Origin of the sequence: Leptospira yanagawae serovar Saopaulo str. Sao Paulo = ATCC 700523 (assembly GCF_000332475.2) — a bacterium.
GTDB classification, from domain to species: Bacteria; Spirochaetota; Leptospiria; order Leptospirales; family Leptospiraceae; genus Leptospira_A; species Leptospira_A yanagawae.
On the sequence record NZ_AOGX02000015.1, the window covers coordinates 413,425 to 431,548 of the forward strand.

General features: G+C 37.9%; 17 protein-coding genes. 7 read left to right on the forward strand and 10 right to left on the reverse strand.

The window, feature by feature from the left end; all coding sequences use genetic code 11:
- Positions 1 to 6: 6 nt before the first annotated feature.
- The 6 genes from LEP1GSC202_RS05625 to LEP1GSC202_RS05650 all read right to left on the reverse strand — a co-directional run bounded on the left by LEP1GSC202_RS05625 (position 7) and on the right by LEP1GSC202_RS05650 (position 6,673).
- Positions 7 to 420 carry an SRPBCC family protein gene (locus LEP1GSC202_RS05625; protein ID WP_015677184.1) on the reverse strand — a complete coding sequence of 138 codons (414 nt, stop codon included), beginning with the start codon at positions 418 to 420 and terminating at the stop codon, positions 7 to 9.
- 80 nt (positions 421 to 500) lie between these two features.
- Entirely contained in the window at positions 501 to 2,045 is a 1,545-nt protein-coding gene (locus tag LEP1GSC202_RS05630; RefSeq protein WP_015676495.1) for an alginate export family protein, read from the reverse strand.
- A gap of 7 nt (positions 2,046 to 2,052) precedes the next feature.
- Positions 2,053 to 2,871 carry a substrate-binding periplasmic protein gene (locus LEP1GSC202_RS05635; protein WP_015677026.1) on the reverse strand — a complete coding sequence of 273 codons (819 nt, stop codon included), beginning with the start codon at positions 2,869 to 2,871 and terminating at the stop codon, positions 2,053 to 2,055.
- Between the two features lie 42 nt (positions 2,872 to 2,913).
- Positions 2,914 to 4,443, reverse strand: coding sequence for an OmpA family protein (locus tag LEP1GSC202_RS05640; protein WP_015677557.1), 1,530 nt, complete (start codon positions 4,441 to 4,443; stop codon positions 2,914 to 2,916).
- A 171-nt stretch (positions 4,444 to 4,614) separates the two neighbouring features.
- A complete protein-coding gene (gene serS / locus LEP1GSC202_RS05645; protein WP_015676971.1) occupies positions 4,615 to 5,871 on the reverse strand; it encodes a serine--tRNA ligase in 1,257 nt (418 codons plus the stop codon).
- Complete coding sequence (locus tag LEP1GSC202_RS05650) at positions 5,864 to 6,673, reverse strand: TatD family hydrolase (RefSeq protein WP_039928247.1); 810 nt, start codon at positions 6,671 to 6,673, stop codon at positions 5,864 to 5,866. Before LEP1GSC202_RS05650 ends, serS begins: the two co-directional genes overlap by 8 nt.
- 105 nt (positions 6,674 to 6,778) lie before the next feature.
- Here LEP1GSC202_RS05650 and LEP1GSC202_RS05655 point away from each other — a divergent pair, with 105 nt between their 5' ends.
- Genes LEP1GSC202_RS05655 through LEP1GSC202_RS05670 form a run of 4 tightly spaced genes read left to right on the forward strand, consistent with a single transcriptional unit; the run spans position 6,779 to position 10,425 of the window.
- Positions 6,779 to 7,768: a M23 family metallopeptidase gene (locus tag LEP1GSC202_RS05655; RefSeq protein ID WP_015676790.1), complete on the forward strand. Its 990-nt coding sequence runs from the start codon at positions 6,779 to 6,781 to the stop codon at positions 7,766 to 7,768.
- On the forward strand, positions 7,768 to 8,121 hold the full coding sequence (locus LEP1GSC202_RS05660) for a bactofilin family protein (RefSeq protein WP_012390385.1): 354 nt from the start codon (positions 7,768 to 7,770) through the stop codon (positions 8,119 to 8,121). Before LEP1GSC202_RS05655 ends, LEP1GSC202_RS05660 begins: the two co-directional genes overlap by 1 nt.
- Before the next feature lie 8 nt (positions 8,122 to 8,129).
- Positions 8,130 to 8,600: a YaaR family protein gene (locus LEP1GSC202_RS05665; RefSeq protein WP_015676377.1), complete on the forward strand. Its 471-nt coding sequence runs from the start codon at positions 8,130 to 8,132 to the stop codon at positions 8,598 to 8,600.
- 4 nt (positions 8,601 to 8,604) lie between these two features.
- Positions 8,605 to 10,425 (forward strand): ABC transporter transmembrane domain-containing protein, encoded by a 1,821-nt coding sequence (locus LEP1GSC202_RS05670; protein ID WP_015676608.1) that lies wholly within the window; start codon positions 8,605 to 8,607, stop codon positions 10,423 to 10,425.
- Here the strand turns inward: LEP1GSC202_RS05670 and LEP1GSC202_RS05675 are convergent.
- From LEP1GSC202_RS05675 to LEP1GSC202_RS05685, 3 genes are read right to left on the reverse strand one after another with little or no spacing between them, the layout of a single operon-like run.
- Complete coding sequence (locus tag LEP1GSC202_RS05675; protein WP_015677372.1) at positions 10,399 to 11,295, reverse strand: ParB/RepB/Spo0J family partition protein; 897 nt, start codon at positions 11,293 to 11,295, stop codon at positions 10,399 to 10,401. The two genes, LEP1GSC202_RS05670 and LEP1GSC202_RS05675, sit on opposite strands and share 27 nt — an antisense overlap.
- 3 nt (positions 11,296 to 11,298) lie before the next feature.
- Entirely contained in the window at positions 11,299 to 12,060 is a 762-nt protein-coding gene (locus tag LEP1GSC202_RS05680) for a ParA family protein (RefSeq protein ID WP_015676834.1), read from the reverse strand.
- Positions 12,053 to 12,796 (reverse strand): RsmG family class I SAM-dependent methyltransferase, encoded by a 744-nt coding sequence (locus tag LEP1GSC202_RS05685; protein WP_015677332.1) that lies wholly within the window; start codon positions 12,794 to 12,796, stop codon positions 12,053 to 12,055. The genes LEP1GSC202_RS05680 and LEP1GSC202_RS05685 overlap by 8 nt, the downstream gene beginning before the upstream one ends.
- A 58-nt stretch (positions 12,797 to 12,854) precedes the next feature.
- Here LEP1GSC202_RS05685 and LEP1GSC202_RS05690 point away from each other — a divergent pair, with 58 nt between their 5' ends.
- Positions 12,855 to 13,580 (forward strand): hypothetical protein, encoded by a 726-nt coding sequence (locus tag LEP1GSC202_RS05690; RefSeq protein WP_039928603.1) that lies wholly within the window; start codon positions 12,855 to 12,857, stop codon positions 13,578 to 13,580.
- A 400-nt stretch (positions 13,581 to 13,980) separates the two neighbouring features.
- Here the strand turns inward: LEP1GSC202_RS05690 and mnmG are convergent, their stop codons facing one another.
- Entirely contained in the window at positions 13,981 to 15,855 is a 1,875-nt protein-coding gene (gene mnmG / locus LEP1GSC202_RS05695) for a tRNA uridine-5-carboxymethylaminomethyl(34) synthesis enzyme MnmG (protein ID WP_015676850.1), read from the reverse strand.
- Positions 15,856 to 16,023: 168 nt separating this feature from the next.
- Between mnmG and LEP1GSC202_RS05700 the strand changes: the two genes are divergently transcribed.
- Positions 16,024 to 16,947 carry a branched-chain amino acid transaminase gene (locus LEP1GSC202_RS05700; protein ID WP_015677380.1) on the forward strand — a complete coding sequence of 308 codons (924 nt, stop codon included), beginning with the start codon at positions 16,024 to 16,026 and terminating at the stop codon, positions 16,945 to 16,947.
- A gap of 6 nt (positions 16,948 to 16,953) precedes the next feature.
- Positions 16,954 to 17,886: a hypothetical protein gene (locus LEP1GSC202_RS05705; RefSeq protein WP_015676835.1), complete on the forward strand. Its 933-nt coding sequence runs from the start codon at positions 16,954 to 16,956 to the stop codon at positions 17,884 to 17,886.
- Positions 17,887 to 18,124 lie beyond the last annotated feature (238 nt).

An 18,124-nucleotide genomic window follows, 5' to 3' on the forward strand; every position in this document is an offset into this window, starting at 1 on the left:
AAAGTTTTATTTACTTTCTGCTAACTCTTTAATTTTTAATTTTGCCATTTTCAACCATTCGATGGAACTCTCATAGTAATCCTGAGAGTTTGGTAGAGGAGAAAAATCACCGATTTCAAAATCTAAAACGATTTCTCCATTTGATTTTAAAGAATATCGATAACTAACATCATATTGGGAAGGAACTAAGTTTACTTTAGGTAAATATAAATTTAGTTTTAATATTTTCATTTCTTCAAATTCAGTCACCACCATCTTGGCATGTCCTTCCCATTCGATAACTGAATTTAATGTCAGTAGTCCGCCTGTATAATTTTCAGGAATATCGTCCCATTCTTTGATAAACTTTGGATTCGTTAGTATATCCCATACCTTTTGGATAGGTGCATTGATGGAAATCTGATTTATTACAGTTAACATCATTTTCTCCGTTATTTTAAAAAGAAATCCATCTCATTGAGAGCTATTACAAATCATCCAAAAATGAAAAAAACTAAATTTTAGAATCGATGTTCAAACACGATAAATGCCTCTCGTAACACCCTTCCATACTTTGAATCTAACAAAACAAAGAGTGCATCACCTGCGACAAAATATCCTGATCGAAAGATGATTTGAAAATCTGAAGTTACGTTATAACGAATATTAAAATTATATTCCATACCCATATAAGTGGAAGTTCGATAACCATTTCTTTCACTAAATTCTCGATTGATTCGAATCTCAGGCGATTTTGTAGCCCATAGTTGGTAATAACCGAGTGTAAACTGATACGGACCAAAGGCTATGATATTGGAATAAAGTCCATATTCATTCAAACCTGAAAAACTTGATCCATTAAACAATGCATAACCACCTGTAAAGTCCGTTGCTATATTTGAAATTGAAAATCTAGGAGCAAGAGTTCGGTAACCATTTCCTTTTAAATTCGCTTCTTGTCCATTTTCATCATAACCTGGTCGGCCAGTTGTTCCTAAAGCAATTAAGTTAAAGTTTAAAGATTCATTCCATCGGTAGGTAAATTGAAAATCATACATACCTCCTTTGATAGAATGGCGTCTTGTTGTATTATAAATCGTGACATCATTCGCATCGTTAACTGCATTCAATTTTTTTACAATGCCAGTATTCAAAATTCCATGAACAATGAAGGAAAATTTTTGAAAATTGAATTCATTATGGAGTCCATACCAAGCAAGCCTTGCGGTTTCATTATCGGTTTTATCATTATCATCTAAAAAATATGCATACACTTCGTTACGAATGTTGCGAAAGTATTCAAACTTCAATCGGTTATAATAAATGTTTGAACTTTGATAATTTTTATCAGCAAATCCGTTTTTATCGACATCCAAAAAACTTTGGTCACGTGCACGCAATACTCCACCTTCCAAAGACAAACGCAAAAATTGAAAATTTTTTAAAATACTAACGCCTGTTCCAGTGGAAAATAAAACACGTCCCTGTGCCGAACTAAATAATTGTTGTCCAACTTTGATAAATAATCCAGATTCGGGGATTCGAAAATTTAAATATAAAAAGTTAGTTTGGACATTAACAGCAGCGGTTCTCCCTCTTTCACCACCTGACCCAGGACCTACGAGACCAGGATCAAATCCATCAGGACCCGTTGCTCTCAGACCTCTACCACCAAAAGGGATATCACCTACTTGCATTCCCCAGATTCCTTCTACATATTTGTTTGCAGAAAAACTCATATTATAAAGAAATCTTGAATCATAATAACTTACATCTTCTTTGCGACGAGTGATTTGACTTGGTAATCCTTGTTGCCTTCTTTCTAAATCAGATTGTATTGTTTGTTGTTCTGATTCTAATCTTTCGGCATTTTCTTTTTCTAAATTGGTAATTGGAGTGACTGGAGTTTTACGTTCTAATAATACATCTCTGCCTACATTGGTAGCTCGAACACGAAAGGATCCATTAAAATTCATTATGGTTCTTTGTGATTCTTCTTCTTGTGAATACAAAAATCCAAACGGCATCATTAAAAATAAGCAAACGGTAATAAAACGAGTTAACATTTTGTATTTATTCTTTTTTGACCCATTTATTGGATTTGAAATATTTGTTAATTAACTGTTGGATTTTTCCAGTTCGCTTTAGCTCTTTGATGAAAAAATTTAAGTGATACAGGAACTCAATATCCCTTTTGCCCACTGCCATACTAATATGATCTTCTTGGACAACGCCTAATATAGGTAAATAGTTTGCTCTAAGTGAGGAATCTTTTTGTAATAAAGCCTGGATATAAAACGAATCAGCAACGAAAGCATTCACATTGTTTTTCTTTAGTTCGCTTAATGCGGCTTCATTTGTAAAATAAGAAAAGACTTGTGCTTTAGGAAAGGTATCACGTAAAAATTGATGGTTCGAACTATTTGCAAGAACGGAATAAGAAATACCTGTAATATTTGTTAGGTCATTCAAATTACGAAATAACTGTACAGTGACAATCTGTCCCTCAGGCTCAGGAGGGAGTGCGGTTCTGTTTACGAGGGCAGCCGGTGTGGAAATGAGATAGGGATCTGTGAAATAAACATCTCGGAACCGATTGATCGAAGATGAAATTCCTGCCATTGCAACTTGAGTGTCTCCTTTTTCTAACATACGTGCATGTTGGTCAAAGGTTCGTAATGGAATGATTTTTAAATCAACATCCAAAAATTTTGCATATTCGTTCGCAAGTTCGACGTCTAGTCCCGGATAAAATTCATTTACTGAAACAGTAAGAGTTTTGGTTTTTTTTATTTTCTCTAACGTAGGACTTGTTTGCCCCAAAAGAAATGTTGGGACAAACGCAATCAGGAAAACTGTTTTCCAAACGAAAGGACGGAAAATAAGGAACATCCCATTAACCTTCTTTTTCGAAATGGAAACGGCAAGGAAAAATTAAGGATTGAGCAGAACAAATTCCGTTCTTCGATTTTTTTTAGAAGAGACTTCGTCGGTTCCTTGTACAACCGGTTGTGTTGGTCCTTTGCCTTCTGTCACCAAACGATTGGGATCAACTCCTTTAGAGACTAAATATTGTTTTACGGATTCAGCTCTTTCTTTTGATAAAACCATATTATCATCAAACGTTCCCGTTAAGTCCGTGTGACCAATGATTTTCATTTTTTTATCCGCATTTTCATGTAAATAATCTACGATTGCATCGAGAGGAACGGAAGACTCTGGTTTCAAAATGGAAGAGGCTCTTTCAAAATATACAGAATCTAAGGAAATTTTCTTAGTTTCTTCTAATTTTTTCTGCACGATATTTTCTTGTTTTGGAACGGAAGCGGTGAAGATATCAAATGATTTTCCTTCTACCCTCCTACAAAAAAGAAATGTTTTTTTCACCTGTTGGAAAACAATGTATGCTTCATCTTCCGCAGAATTGATGGGTTCTCCTAAATTCTCTACATCAGTAAAATTCTCTCCTTCAATCTTTGCCATATACAAATCGAATCCACCATACCCGCCAGGGCGATTGGAAGCAAAAAATAGGATTTTACCATCATCATTGAAGGCTGCCGCAATAGTCGCATTACCATCATTAATGGGGCTAGGAAGTAATTTAGGTTTTGTCCACTCCGAGTTTTTAAACTGGCTGTAGTAAACTTTTGCCAAGTTTGGTTTCCCAAAAGGATAACGTGTAAACAGCAGTGTATCACCTAACAAATGAGGATTTTCTTCAATCTCTTCTGTGTTGATTACCGGTGGCAAAGCGATAGGAGTTGACCATTCCTTACCATTCCAATTGGAAACATAAAGATCTCTTGAAATTCCCACTTTTCCATCCGGTAAAACCACCTCAACGGATCCATCTCGATTGGAAGATAGGAGCAGGGTTTTACCATCACGTGAGATAAAAGGACTTTGGTCATCGAATGGTGAATTTATAACGCTGACTTCTTCTGGAAAATCCCAACTTCCATCCTTTTTCCGATCTGATTTGAAAATTTCCGTATAACCTCGAGTGGATCGTTTTGAGTAAAAATATAATGTTTTTGCATCAGGTGTCATTGTAGGACCAAATTCTTGGAACTCGGAATTGATCGGTCCCTGGATTGGTGCCACGATTAAAGTTGGTTCTCGATCTGCTGATTGGCTCGAAATGGAGAGACTGACGGATAAGAAAATGAATAGAAAATGAAAGAGAGATAAAAAAGAAAATTTTTTATTCCGTACAATGGAATGATAATCAAATATTTCGCCTTTAAGCGAATTACGTTTATCATGGATTTTTTCCGAAATAAGTGAATTACGATTAACATCATGTTTTGTGATGTTATTTGAATTTCGAAAATTATGCAAAATACGTGATGTAAATGAATTACGCATAACAGTCAAAATTTGCGAAAAAAGCGAATTACTCTTAGCAATGAATACTGCGATCGTATACGAAATTGAATTTTCAAAAAACAATCGGTGCATATGCGATTTTCGCTTAACAACCAAATCTCGCAATTGGTACGAATTTCGTTGCTTGCCCAAATTGAAATAATGATAGGCAATAGAAATAATCTTAAACTGAAACACCTTAGTTTTGACTTTTGAGAAGAAACGTGTGGGCATTTGACACCTCGGTCATCTGCCCAAAAATTCTCAACGAATGTATTGTTTTAATACATCCGGAATTTGGAAGGTTCCATCTTCTGATTGGTAATTTTCAATCACTGCTGCCAGTGTTCGACCGATCGCAAGACCAGAACCATTCAAAGTATGGACGAGCAGGTTTTTTCCTTCCTTTGACTTGTATCGAATTTTTCCACGTCTTGCTTGATAGTCTTTGAAGTTAGAAACCGAAGAAATTTCCATAAATCGACCAAGTCCTGGCATCCAAACTTCGATATCATAGGTTTTAGAAGACGCACTCGACATATCTTTACTACAAAGTAACATCACTCGGTAAGGGAGTTTTAATTTTTGCAAAATGGATTCTGCATCCTTTAACATCTTTTCATGTTCTTCGTTCGATTTTTCCGGTTCTACAAATTTAACGAGTTCCACTTTTTGAAACTGGTGAACCCGTACGAGACCTCTTGTATCACGGCCATACGATCCAGCTTCTCGCCTGAAACAGGAAGTGTGAGCACATACAGAAATCGGTAATTCTTTCTCTTGGATGATTTCATCCCGGTAATAATTGGTAAGAGGGACTTCAGCAGTTGGAATGAGGTTCAGACCATCTTTTTCCAAACGATAAAAATCTTCTGCAAATTTAGGAAGTTGTCCGGTTGCCGTCATCGACTCATCATTTACAAGCACTGGAACCCACATTTCTTCATATCCATTTTCTGATGTATGGGTATCGAGCATTAGATTCATCAATGCTCGTTCCAATTTTGCACCTAAACCGCGATAGGTGTAAAAGCGAGCACCTGAAAGTTTCACTCCCCTTTCAAAATCAAAAATGCCTAATCTTTCTCCGATATCAAAATGGGTTTTTGCTTCAAAACTAAGTTTTGGAATTTCACCCCACTGACGAATGAGTACATTGTCTTCTTCTGATTTTCCTTCTGGAACGGATGGATCTAGTAAATTTGGGAAACCCAAATTCAGTTCATGTAAGGATTCTTCTTCTTTTGTCAGTTCTTCTTCGATCGCTTTGATTCGATCTCCCACACCTTTCATCGAATTGGAAATTTCAGTGATGTCTTTTCCTTGTGACTTCTGAATTCCAATTTCTTTGGAAACGCGGTTGCGCTCTGCACGAAGTTCTTCCACTTCTAATTTTAGTTTTCTTTGTTTTTCAGATACGGATTTGATTTTTGCTTCTATATCAGAAGAAACCACTCCTCGTTTTTGTAAGGTGGAAAGTAACTCTTCTGGGTTTTGAACGATTCGATTGATATCAAGCATGGTGATAGGCCTTTCTTTCTGTAAATTTTATTGAATTCTGATAGATACGATCTGCTACTTCTGCATTTGGTTCGGTGCGTAGGCTAAACATTTTTTCTAATACATAAGGCAAATGTGAAGAATCATTTCTTTTCCCTCTATGGGGCATTGGTGATAAAAATGGTGCATCTGTTTCGATTAACATTGATTCGAGTGGAATTTTTTTAGCTGCTTCTTGAATATCGGTAGCAGATTTAAACGTCACAATGCCCGAAAAAGAAATATAATACCCAAGATCGACAAATTGTTTAGCTGCTTCGTAATCATATGTAAAACAATGGATCACACCAAACGCTTTTGTTTTAAATTCTTTCAATGCTTCATAAGTATCGGAGAATGCATCGCGAGAATGGATGACAACTGGAAGTTTGTATTCTGATGAGAATTGTAAAAACTTTCGCAATACATCGTTTTGTTGGAAACGAGTGCTTGCATCATGGTACAAATCGACACCGATTTCACCGATTGCCGCAAAATGTGGATCATAGATTCGGGATTTGGCTAAATCTAAAATTTGGTCTGCGTTCGGAAATTCATGTGTTTCTGTTGGATGACAACCAATCGAATACGAAATTTGTAACTCATTGGTTGAATGTGTTTCAGAAATACGAACTGCTTCGATTGAACTTGGCAAATCAATGCCAATTTGAACCAGTCGGTCTACTCCAACCTTTCGGGATTTCTCCAGGGTTTCTTCGATGCTTTGTCCTTGTTCTCGAATTATGTCTAAGTGGCAATGTGTGTCTATGGTCGAATATCCCATAAATAGCAAGATTTGTAATTTCCACTGGATGAAAATGAAAATTCAATCGAAAGATATAGTGGGTAGATTAACTTTTGTTTAAATCATCGTAGGTCTATAACGAACGTGGAAGTAAAACAAAGATTACATTTAATTTTTTACCGACTTCGGTATAAAGTCCAGGAATGGAAGCTTAAGTTATCCCAACGTTATGAGGATTTGGACAAAAAAGGTCGTGAAAAGTTGACGATCATGGTCATTCCTCACACGGACCGCAAAACCATTAACTTCGTTATCTCTTACAAAGCCATTTCCATCTTTATTGGAATCATGGTAGTCTTACTTGTCATTAGTGCTGTAAACGTATTATCGCATAGTGGATCCATCCACCAACTCACAGAACTCAATCTTACAAACAAAGACTTTATCAGACAATCCTCGAAAATGAAAGAAGAGGTGAACTCTCTTCATGAAACAATCCAATACTACTACGAAAGAATTTCGAATCTTTATATCAAATTAGGTGGAGATCCATCTCGTGTTTCCAAAGGGATGGGTGGACAAGCAGGTCAGTTCCTTGCACTGCAAGGCACACCGCAAACCGACATCACAGATGAATCATTTCGCATCAAAGAAGACATTCACAATCTAAAGTTATCATCTGAACTATCTGAAGAGATCATCAAACTCATTAAAAAAAGAAAGAGCATTATTAAAAACACACCATCGATTTGGCCGACAAGGGGGTATGTCTTATTTCCTTTTGGTAAGTACATCTCTCCCATTACTGGAAAAGAAGAAATCAATCGTGGTTTAGATATTGGATCCTTTCCTGGTGCAGAAGTGATCGCAACGGCACCTGGTTTGGTGTTTGATACAGGGTATTCACCTGCCACTGGTTATTATGTAAAAATTTCCCACAGATTTGGATGGAAAACGATTTATTCTAATTTGGATCGTATCCGTGTGAAGAAAAACGAAAAACTCTCCAAGGGTGACATTCTTGGTTATGTTGGAAAATCTCCTGAAAATCCGATTTACCACCTCCATTATGAAGTACATGTTGGTACTCAGGCGTTGAATCCGTTTTCGTTTCTCAACCAAATCCAAGAATAATGTCGAACCCATCTACAGAAGAAGAATTTTTAGTTAATAGCATCATTGGAGAAGGGGCTGAGTTCACTGGTGAATTTAAGTTCCCTGGCCTCATACGAATCGATGGAAAATTCCGTGGAGTCTTAGAAACCACAGGAAAGGTCCTTATCGGAAAATCAGGAATCGTCGATACAGATATCAAAGCACGTGTGGTGGTTGCCGGCGGAGAAATTCGTGGCAACATTTATGCAACAGAACGTGTGACACTACTTTCCAGTTGCCGCCTCGAAGGAGACATTGTCACTCCAAGGCTCATCGTTGAGGAAGGTGTAGTGTTCCATGGAAAGTGTACGATTAACCCCACTCGTCATTAGGCGGGTTTATGATCATCCAAAACAACAACCCTAAGCCTGTATCCACTCAGACAAAAAAAGGTTCTAAAGACAAACTCTCTTCGCCTTCAGCTCCCATTGATGAATCCAAACAAAGTTTTTTGGAAATTTTAGAATCCATTGTTCCAGCAGGAAAAGAAGAAACAAGAGAACTGAATGAACTTTGGAAAGATTTACCCGATTTAGAAAAAGATCTTATCAAAGACCCAAACCATAAAAACCTTGAGTCTTACAAAAAACACATCAAACAAATCGCTGAATTGATTTTGAAAAAAAATTATAAGGTGATGCAGGCGCCACAACGTGGCCGTAACGACCAGAAAGATGTACGGTATGTAAAGGTAGTTGATGAAAAATTGGATTTATTGGCAAAAACAATGTTTTCTCCCAATAACAGTGCCTTTGTTATTTTGAAACAATTAGATGAAATAAGGGGTCTACTGATTGATCTAAAAGGATAATTCTTTGCAAACACCCGACCGACCTAAGTCAAAAAATCTTCGTGTACTTTCCAAAACATTTTCTTATCTCAAACCATACCGATTGCAAATGATCCTTTCTTCCTTTGCACTTTTGTTCACAGCAGGAGTCACTTTAGGACTTGGACAAGGTTTAAGGCATTTGGTGGATGCTGGATTTTCAGCACGATCCAAACAGGAATTAGGTTATGCTTTGGTTTTTATCATCTTTGTTGGAATCCTTCTCGCTATTGGAACTTACATCCGCCATTATACTGTTTCTTGGATTGGGGAACGAGTTGCCTCTGATATCAGAAAAGATGTTTTCCAACATATCATTTTCATCCATCCCAGTTTTTTTGAATCGAACTCACCAGGAGAAATCCAGTCGCGCATCACTACCGATACCACTCTCATCCAAACAGTAATTGGTTCCTCTGCTTCCATTGCTCTTCGGAATATTCTAATGTTTGTTGGTGGCATCATTTTTCTTTTTATCACCAATGCAAAACTCACGATGATTGTACTTTTCAGTGTACCGTTCATTGTATTTCCAATTCTGTTTTACGGCAAAAAAGTCAGAAACTTATCAAGAAACACACAGGATAAAATTGCAAACATTGGAACCTATGTAAGTGAATCCCTTCTCAATATAAAAATCTTACAATCCTTCCACCACCAAAACGTAGACATTCAAAAATTTTCGGAAACAGTAGAAGATGCATTTTCTGTGGCAGTTGCTCGAATCAGACAACGGGCGCTACTCATTGGAACTGTGATCCTTTTCATACTCACAGGGATAAGTTTTATGTTGTGGGTAGGGGGAACTGATGTCCTCGAAGGAAAGATCACGGGTGGGGAACTCATCGCTTTTTCATTTTATGCCATCATGGTTGCCAATAGTGTGGGGGCAGTTTCGGAAGTACTCGGTGATTTACAAAGAGCAGCTGGTGCTACAGAACGACTTATGGAATTATTATTATCCGAATCAGAAATCAAAGACCCAAATTTTCCAAAACCGATTTCAGAAATTTTCCAATCCATCGATACACATCCAAACCTAAATGGATCCAAAAAACAAAATGGTCTCACCATCCATTTAGAAAACTTGGAATTTTCTTATCCATCAAGGCCAGAACACAAAGCCATCAAAGGAATGAACTTAGAAATTCCAGCTAACAAAACAACGGCGCTTGTTGGTCCTTCAGGTGGTGGGAAAAGTACCTTATTTGAACTCATCCTTCGTTTTTATGATCCAACATCTGGAAAAATTTCCATCAGTGGAATCGATACCAAAGAATTAAAATTGGAAGATTTACGTTCTCTCATTGGTTTTGTTCCGCAACAACCCATTCTCTTTAGTGGAACACTCCGTGAAAACATTGCTTATGGAAAACCCAATGCAAGTTTTGAAGAGATCAAGTTAGCAGCGGAAAGTGCCTACGTAACAGAATTTTTTAACCAACTCCCCCAAGGTTATGATACCAATTTGGGTCATCTGGGAACTAGACTTTCGGGTGGTCAAAAACAACGGATCGCGATTGCAAGGGCCATCCTTCGCAATCCAAGAATTCTTTTGTTAGATGAAGCTACTTCCGCACTTGATTCCGAATCCGAACAAATGATCCAAAGGGCACTCGACCATTTGGTAAAAGAAAGGACTACCATCATGATCGCTCATAGGCTTTCGACAGTAGTTAAATCAGATCAGATTGTAGTGATTAGAGAAGGGGAGATTGAGTCCGTGGGAACACATGACGAACTCATAAAACAAAGTGAGTTGTATGAACGATTGGCGAAATTACAATTTCACACCGAGCTGCTCTAAGATTCTTTCCATATCAGATAAGTTCGCATACGAAAAAACAATCTTTCCTTTTCCGTTAGTTTCATTATGAGAGACTTCCACTTTGGAACTAAATTTGTTCCGTAACTTCGTTTCAAGTTTCACAATGCTTGCATCTCGTTTGTCAGGAACCTGGGATGAAGACTTCGATTTTTTATCTGGGTTCAATAAATTGGAAACATAGTTTTCCACTTCGCGAACATTCCAACCTTCACTAATCACTTTCTCTGCCACTTCTAATTGTTTTTTGTAATCAGGGATCGAAAGGAGTGGGCGGGCTTGACCCTCTGAAAGTTTACCTTCCTTTACCCTATCTTGTAATGGTTTCGGTAAGGAAAGGAGTCGTATCAAATTTGAAATGGTAGCTCGATTTTTTCCAACACGAGTTGCAAGATCAGTTACCTTTAATCCTCGTTTGTCGATGATTGCCTGGTAAGCATACGCTTCATCCATCGGATTTAAATTTTCCCTTTGGATATTTTCTATCAGTGCAAGTTCCATCATATCTGCTTCTGAAAGATCTCGGACAATGGCTGGAATTTTTGCAAAGCCAGCAAGTTTGCAAGCACGTAACCTTCTTTCGCCGGCTACCAAAATGAATCCAGACCCAGAAGGATTCTTTTGCACAACGATGGGTTGGATCACACCATGTTCAATAATGGTATTCGATAACTCTTGGATGGAAACATCCGAAAATTGTTTTCTTGGTTGGTGAGGGTTCGGTGCAATTTCAGAAACTTTGATCTCACGAAGACCCGATTGTTCCTCTTTGGAAATCTCAACATTGTTTTCGTTGACTGGGATTAAATTCCCAAGTCCTCTTCCTAAAACTTTTCCTTTGCCGAGTGCCATAACTTACGCCCTCCCTACAATTTCTTCCGCTAAACTTTTATAACTTTTTGCTCCAACTCCATCTGGATCATAGTAGTTGATGGGTTTTCCAAAAGAAGGTGCTTCAGAGAGTTTGATGTTTCTTGGAATCACCGTCTCATAAACTTTCTCTTTGAAATAGTTTCTCACATCTTCAGCGACTTGGTTTGCTAAGTTGGTTCGTTTGTCATACATCGTGAGAAGAACTCCTTCCAATGCAAGTGAAGGATTCCACTGCGATTGAACGAGAGAAATAATCTGCATGAGTTGTGAAAGTCCTTCGAGTGCAAAGTATTCAGTTTGCAAAGTGATCATCACTGATTGCGAAGCACAAAGCGCATTGATAGTCAAAACACCGAGTGAAGGAGGACAATCGATTAAAATATAATCATATGATTCTTTGATAGAAGCAAGGGCATCTTTGAGTTTGAATTCTTTTTTTTCGATACCAAGAAAGTCTACTTCAAGTCCCGAGAGGTTGATGTTCGAAGGAATGATATCCAAATTATTTATGAAAGTTTTTTGGATCGATTCTCTTGCAGATAACTCTCCAATCATCACTTCATATGTTGTTTTACTCAGTGACTGCACTTCGAGTCCAAGACCAGACCCTGAGTTCCCTTGTGGATCGATATCAAGGAGTAAAACTTTTTTACCCAAATCAACAAGATTGGATGCTAAGTTGATCGCCGTTGTTGTTTTTCCAACACCACCTTTTTGGTTACTGATCGAAACGATTTTACCCATTCTTGCTTTTTGTCTCCTTTACGATTTCTTTCCATTCACGGGGGTATCCCTTTTTCGGAAGTGAATTCTTTTGCAGTATTTTGATATGTCTCTTTCCAACAAACTCTAATTCAGGAATGGGAATTTCTTTTTTCATTACGAATCCATTATTGCTGAGAACTTCTGTTTCCTTCTCCAAATCTTGGTATGGTTGTGCCAGAAAGGGACATAAGATTCCTTTTTGCTTTACCATGCGTGTTGTGACTTCCGCAATATAAGGGTAGGGCACCATTGCTCGCGAAGTCACGACATCAAAATTGGAATTGATCTCTTCTGTCCTTGCATAGATAAACTCCACTCGTTTTGAAACTTTGGACAAACTTCCAGACGTTACCTCTGTTTCCAATAAGGCAAGTTTACGTTTTTGAGAATCCACAAGGAAGACATGGGGCGCTTTCTTCAAAACCGCAAACAGAAATCCTGGAAGACCTGGGCCAGTTCCGACATCGGCAATATTTGTTTCACGTGAAACATAGCCTGCCGTTTTCATTTTCCAAACGAATATGAGTGATTCTAGAATATGCCTCTCTAGGATTTTTTCAGAATCGTTTTTGGAAAAGAAACCTCCCTTTTCATTGTCTCGCTTTAAGAAATCATAAAAGTGTTTCACCAGTTCCCAATCAAATTCGGGTTCAAGGACAGGAAATAAATCAGGTATGATGGACTGGATTTCTTCTTGGATCGTTTTTTCTGACATAATCGTATTATCGTTTTATAGAATTTCGCCGATGTCTTCTGTAGGAGAAATCATTTCCATGTTCCGTACATTTATTTTTTTCATCATCTTATCCTTTCCTATCTTGGGTTACACTCCAGGCAAATGGTCCCACAAAGATGCTTATCTTTTTAAAAAAGTGAAAAAGGTTCCCACGAAAGAGATCGTTCGGAATGCAGAAGGGCAGGTTGTTTATGTTGCTGAATATGAATACAACTCGGATGGAAAATTGATCACCGAAACATACTCTGACAAAGAAGGGAAAGGAGACGGCAAAACTACTTTTCGATACACGGAAGGTTTGCTAACAAGCGAAGAAGTTTATGACAATGGTGGTCACCTTGTCGAACGGAAAGACTTTCAATTTAAGGGTCGTGCTTTGAAAAAAATGAATGTCAAAGACCGTGAAGGAAAACTGCTGATGGTGTATTCGATCGAGAGTGATGGTGAAGGAAATGTTTTTGCCGCAGAAGGAAAAAACATGGAAACCAAAGACAATGAATCCTTCCGCTTTCAAATTGATCCCAAAAGACCTAATGTCCAAATCCAATACCTTACTGATGACAAAAAGAAAGAACTGGGAGAGATACACTTCAAGTTTGATAGCAAAGGTAATTTGGTAGAGAGAGAATTTTTCCAAGGGGAAAATCGCCGCGTTCACAAATTAAAATACAAAGCCGATGGTAGTTTGGAGTCACATTCGTTTCACGTGAAACAAGGGGACAATTGGATCTTGGAAAAGACGCACGTCCTAGTTTACGATTAATTTTCAGTATCAGTTTATCCATAACCGTTCGTGAACATACAGTCTTACGAACGGAAAGCATCCTTTCTTATCACACTCCTCTCCATTGCCTTTCCAATTTGTGATGATTCATTTCATTCACGATTCTCCGTTACAACTCTTAGCCTAATGATGGAACAGAAGAATGTTTTCTAAAAGGTTGGTTACGACAGTTGATCAGTAGCTTACAAACTATGGAATTTTGGTAGATCTCATGGCACTACACTTTCCAATCTAAGAATCATTTGGCCATTATCGTTTTGATAATATGAAAATCGAAAATTCATACAAAAGAAAACCAACCAAGAAGTGATCACTCTTGATTGGTTGTTTTGTTTTCTCGATGGATGGTAGTGTCAGCGTGAAGACTAATTGTTTAAAATTATCTTCGATCCACCAAATGATAAAGGAGTAGGTCAACATCAGAAGGATCTACACCTGAAATGTGAAGCGCTGTTTCCAAATTGAGTGGTCTGTGTTTTTCCAATTTCACGATGGCTTCGGTTTTCAATCCTTTCACACTTGTGTAATCAAAATCAGAAGGGATCTGGAAGTTCAAAAACTTCTTACGGTATTCGATTGTTTCGAGTTCCCGTTTTAAATACCCCTCATACTTCACTTCCATTTCCAATACTGCTTTTTCATCTTCATTCAAAATTGAAAGTTCAGAAACAATGGGTTCTAAGTCTTTGATTTTGATATCGGATCGTTTGAGAAAAGAAGCAAGCGAGTGACCAAATTTATAATTTGTGATCTGTTTCTCTTCCAATACTTTTGTGAGTTCTTCGGATGGTTTCATCGCCGAAACAAACAAATGAGATTTGATGGATTCTATCCTAGCGTAACGATCTCTCATATCTTTGTATAAGGATTCTTCCACTAAACCCATCTCATATCCATACTGCATAAGCCTTTGGTCCGCATTGTCTTGTCGGAGGAGTAGGCGGTACTCGGCGCGACTTGTGAACATTCGATAGGGATCCTCAACACCTTTGTAAACAAGATCATCCACGAGTACTCCGATATAGGATTCACTTCGTTTGAATAAAATTGGTTCTTCTTTTCGAACCGAACGAATCACATTATATGCTGCGACAAGTCCCTGTGCTGCCGCTTCTTCATAACCAGTAGTTCCATTGATTTGTCCGGCATGGTAAAGGCCCTTTACCTTTTTTGTTTCAAGGGTTGGATTGAGTTCAGTTGGATCAACATAATCATATTCAATCGCATACCCAGGTCGCATAAGTTCCACTTCTTCTAAACCCTTGATGCTTCGAAGAAACTTCCATTGTACTTCTTCCGGTAAACTTGTGGAAACACCATTGAGATACATCTCGTTTGTTTCATAACCTTCTGGTTCGATAAAAATTTGATGTCTGTCTCGTTCTGCAAAACGAACAACCTTATCTTCAATCGAAGGGCAATACCTTGGGCCTATACTTTTGATCTGACCAGAATACATCGGAGAATATTCCAAGTTTTGTTTGATCAGTTCATGAGTCGTGTCATTGGTATAAGTGATGTAACAAGGGATCTGTTTTCGATCGATCTTCTTTGTGGAAAAAGAAAAGGGACGAGGGTTCTCATCACCATCTTGGATTTCAAGTCCTTCAAAGTTGATGGAGTTTTTGTGAACACGAGCAGGGGTTCCTGTTTTCAAACGACCAAGTCGTAATTCAAAACGGGCAAGTGTATGAGACAATCCTTTCGTAGTAGGCTCACCGATACGACCTGATTCTTTTTGATAGGTTCCAATATGGATCACACTCGATAAAAATGTACCTGTAGTTAAGATCACATGTTTCGTATAAAATGTAAAACCACGACCTGTAATGACACCAGTCACTTGGTTTCCTTCCACAATCAAATCTTCAACGGTATCTTGTCTGATCGAAAGCTGTTGTAATTTTTCCAACTGGTGTTTGATCATGAGTTGGTATTGTTTCTTCTCTGCTTGTGCTCGTGGTGCCCAAACAGAAGGACCTTTGGAAGTGTTTAACATTTTAAACTGAATCCCCGTTTGGTCGATCACTCGTCCCATAAGGCCACCGAGGGCATCCACTTCACGAACCATATGTCCTTTGGCAATCCCACCAATCGCTGGGTTGCAACTCATCTGACCAATGGTATCTAAGTTCATTGTGATGAGTAAGGTTTTGAGTCCTGCTTTGGCCGAGATATAAGCAGCTTCTGTTCCGGCATGTCCGGCACCAACAACGATACAATCAAATTGGTTGGGATAAAAGGATGGATTCATATTATGTCTTCTTAGTGTAACGATTTTTATGTCTTATGAAATTAAAGGAGAGATAAGACTACTCTCTAGAACGATATCAAAACCATCGGCCTATGCTTCGAGAGAAAAAAAGATAAAATTCATTTTCTAATTTCGAAACTCCTGAAGTTTGGAAGGATAGGAATCTCAATGGCTCAGAATTCATTCCCTTATACATACTTTGAAGGTAAAATTGTACCTTCCGAAGACGCAAAAGTCAGTGTCCAAACCCACGCCCTTCAATATGGCACAGGTGTCTTTGGAGGAATCCGAGGTTACTACAACGAAGCGAAACAAAATCTTTTTGTCTTTCGATTGCCTGAACATTGCAAACGTCTCGTGAACTCCACAAAGATCATGCAACTTCAAATCAAAATCACACCAGATGAAATCCAAAACATCATCTTGGATCTTCTTCGCAAAAATGAAGCGAAACAAAATGTATACTTACGACCTTTTATCTATACATCAGCCTTACAACTTTCACCGCGTTTCCATGATGTGAAAGCAGACATCACAGTGTATGCATTAAAACTAGATGATTACCTCGATACACAAAATGGACTCACAACAATGGTTTCCTCTTGGCAACGATTCTCAGACAACCAAATCCCAACTTTATCCAAAGTCAGTGGTGGCTATGTCAACTCTGCTCTTGCAAAATCAGAAGCCGTCCAAAACGGAATGGATGAAGCCATCTTCTTAGATGCAAGAGGGTTTGTATCAGAAGGGTCTGCTGAAAATCTTTTTATCGTTCGTGATGGAGTGATCCATACACCAACCATTCCTTCCTCGATCCTAGAAGGGATTACAAGAAGGAGTATCATTCAAATTGCAAAAGACCTTGGTTACCAAGTAATCGAAAGAGACATTGCTAGATCGGAACTCTATATCGCTGATGAATTATTTTTTTCAGGAACTGGTGTGCAAGTCGCTTGGGTGAAAGAAGTGGATCGTCGTGTGATTGGAAATGGAAACATGGGTCCCATCACAAAAAAAATCCAATCTATCTTTTTTGAAACTGTACGTGGCGACGAAGCTAAGTACATGAATTGGCTCACACCGGTTTATTAAAACAAAATGGCAGATACGTTGTTTTCATTTGAGCAGGTGTCTGGCCAAGATGTTGCGCTAACCTATTTAAATTCTTTTTTAAAAGATAGATCCAAAATTCCTGGTTCTCTTATTTTTTACGGCCCTGATGGCGTGGGAAAGTGGCTCGCTGCCGAAAGGTTTGCTCGTCATATTTTATGCCTGAATGGGACATCTTGTGGGAATTGTGATTCCTGTAGGCAATTCATGAAGGGAGTCCATCCAGACTTCATTCAATTTCCTAGACGAAAGAATATTGCCATAGGAAAGGAAAAGGATCCCGAAGAGTTAACAATCCGTTGGTTACTTTCTACAAGAATTCCTTACAAACCACATACCTCAGAATATCGAATTGTCCTTTTTCCTGAGGCAAATCGAATCAATAATGAGGCGGAAACTACTTTATTAAAAACGTTAGAAGAACCACCACCTCATACAAAATTCATTCTGATTGTTAATGATCTTCATAATTTAAAACCCACCATTGTCTCTCGTTCAGTGTGCATTCCTTTCCATTACCTTCCTCAATCCGAAATCAAAAAAATCAGAAGGGAAGAATTCACGGAATCAAAATTGTATTATGGAGGTTCTCTCAATCCATTTGAAATTGCTGATGAATATTTAGAAGAATGGCATGAAAATGTTAGGGAACATTGTCATGATTCCATTTTATTATTTAAATTAGAAAACTGGGTGAGAGACCAATTAGCTGAATTTCGATCCAACAAAGAAGGACTAACAGGAATCGATTTTTTAGAAATCATTTGTTTGTTATTACTGTTTGAATATAGACAAAAAAACTTTGAAGCCAATGTGGGAAGGATTGAAGCCATCCTAGATTTTAAAATGAAACTCCATTACGAAATTCCAGCTCTTGAATATGTTCTTTTATCACAACTTTTCTTGCGACTCGCAACTTAAGAAAAAAAAGATCCAACAAGTTTTGTTAAAACATCATTTCACAGTTTCCTTCTTTTATCTTCTGAAATCATTTTCAAAAGAAGAAGTTCATTTGAAACGTGAAATGAAACCACCTAACAAACATAAGACATTTTTTCTCTGTCAAACAAATAAAGTGACATAATTTTTTTATTCGGTTCGACTATTTTTCGGAGTTTGGAACGTTTTCCGATTTTTCATTTGAATTCTACCTACTTGC

Bases quoted from the DNA above. Each gene is read 5' to 3' on its own strand.
- LEP1GSC202_RS05625 (WP_015677184.1), bottom strand. From the start codon at position 420: ATGTTAACTGTAATAAATCAGATTTCCATCAATGCACCTATCCAAAAG.
- LEP1GSC202_RS05630 (WP_015676495.1), bottom strand. From the start codon at position 2,045: ATGTTAACTCGTTTTATTACCGTTTGCTTATTTTTAATGATGCCGTTT.
- LEP1GSC202_RS05635 (WP_015677026.1), bottom strand. From the start codon at position 2,871: ATGTTCCTTATTTTCCGTCCTTTCGTTTGGAAAACAGTTTTCCTGATT.
- LEP1GSC202_RS05640 (WP_015677557.1), bottom strand. From the start codon at position 4,443: ATGCACCGATTGTTTTTTGAAAATTCAATTTCGTATACGATCGCAGTA.
- serS (WP_015676971.1), bottom strand. From the start codon at position 5,871: ATGCTTGATATCAATCGAATCGTTCAAAACCCAGAAGAGTTACTTTCC.
- LEP1GSC202_RS05650 (WP_039928247.1), bottom strand. From the start codon at position 6,673: ATGGGATATTCGACCATAGACACACATTGCCACTTAGACATAATTCGA.
- LEP1GSC202_RS05660 (WP_012390385.1), top strand. From the start codon at position 7,768: ATGTCGAACCCATCTACAGAAGAAGAATTTTTAGTTAATAGCATCATT.
- LEP1GSC202_RS05665 (WP_015676377.1), top strand. From the start codon at position 8,130: ATGATCATCCAAAACAACAACCCTAAGCCTGTATCCACTCAGACAAAA.
- LEP1GSC202_RS05675 (WP_015677372.1), bottom strand. From the start codon at position 11,295: ATGGCACTCGGCAAAGGAAAAGTTTTAGGAAGAGGACTTGGGAATTTA.
- LEP1GSC202_RS05680 (WP_015676834.1), bottom strand. From the start codon at position 12,060: ATGGGTAAAATCGTTTCGATCAGTAACCAAAAAGGTGGTGTTGGAAAA.
- LEP1GSC202_RS05685 (WP_015677332.1), bottom strand. From the start codon at position 12,796: ATGTCAGAAAAAACGATCCAAGAAGAAATCCAGTCCATCATACCTGAT.
- LEP1GSC202_RS05690 (WP_039928603.1), top strand. From the start codon at position 12,855: ATGTTCCGTACATTTATTTTTTTCATCATCTTATCCTTTCCTATCTTG.
- mnmG (WP_015676850.1), bottom strand. From the start codon at position 15,855: ATGAATCCATCCTTTTATCCCAACCAATTTGATTGTATCGTTGTTGGT.
- LEP1GSC202_RS05700 (WP_015677380.1), top strand. From the start codon at position 16,024: ATGGCTCAGAATTCATTCCCTTATACATACTTTGAAGGTAAAATTGTA.
- LEP1GSC202_RS05705 (WP_015676835.1), top strand. From the start codon at position 16,954: ATGGCAGATACGTTGTTTTCATTTGAGCAGGTGTCTGGCCAAGATGTT.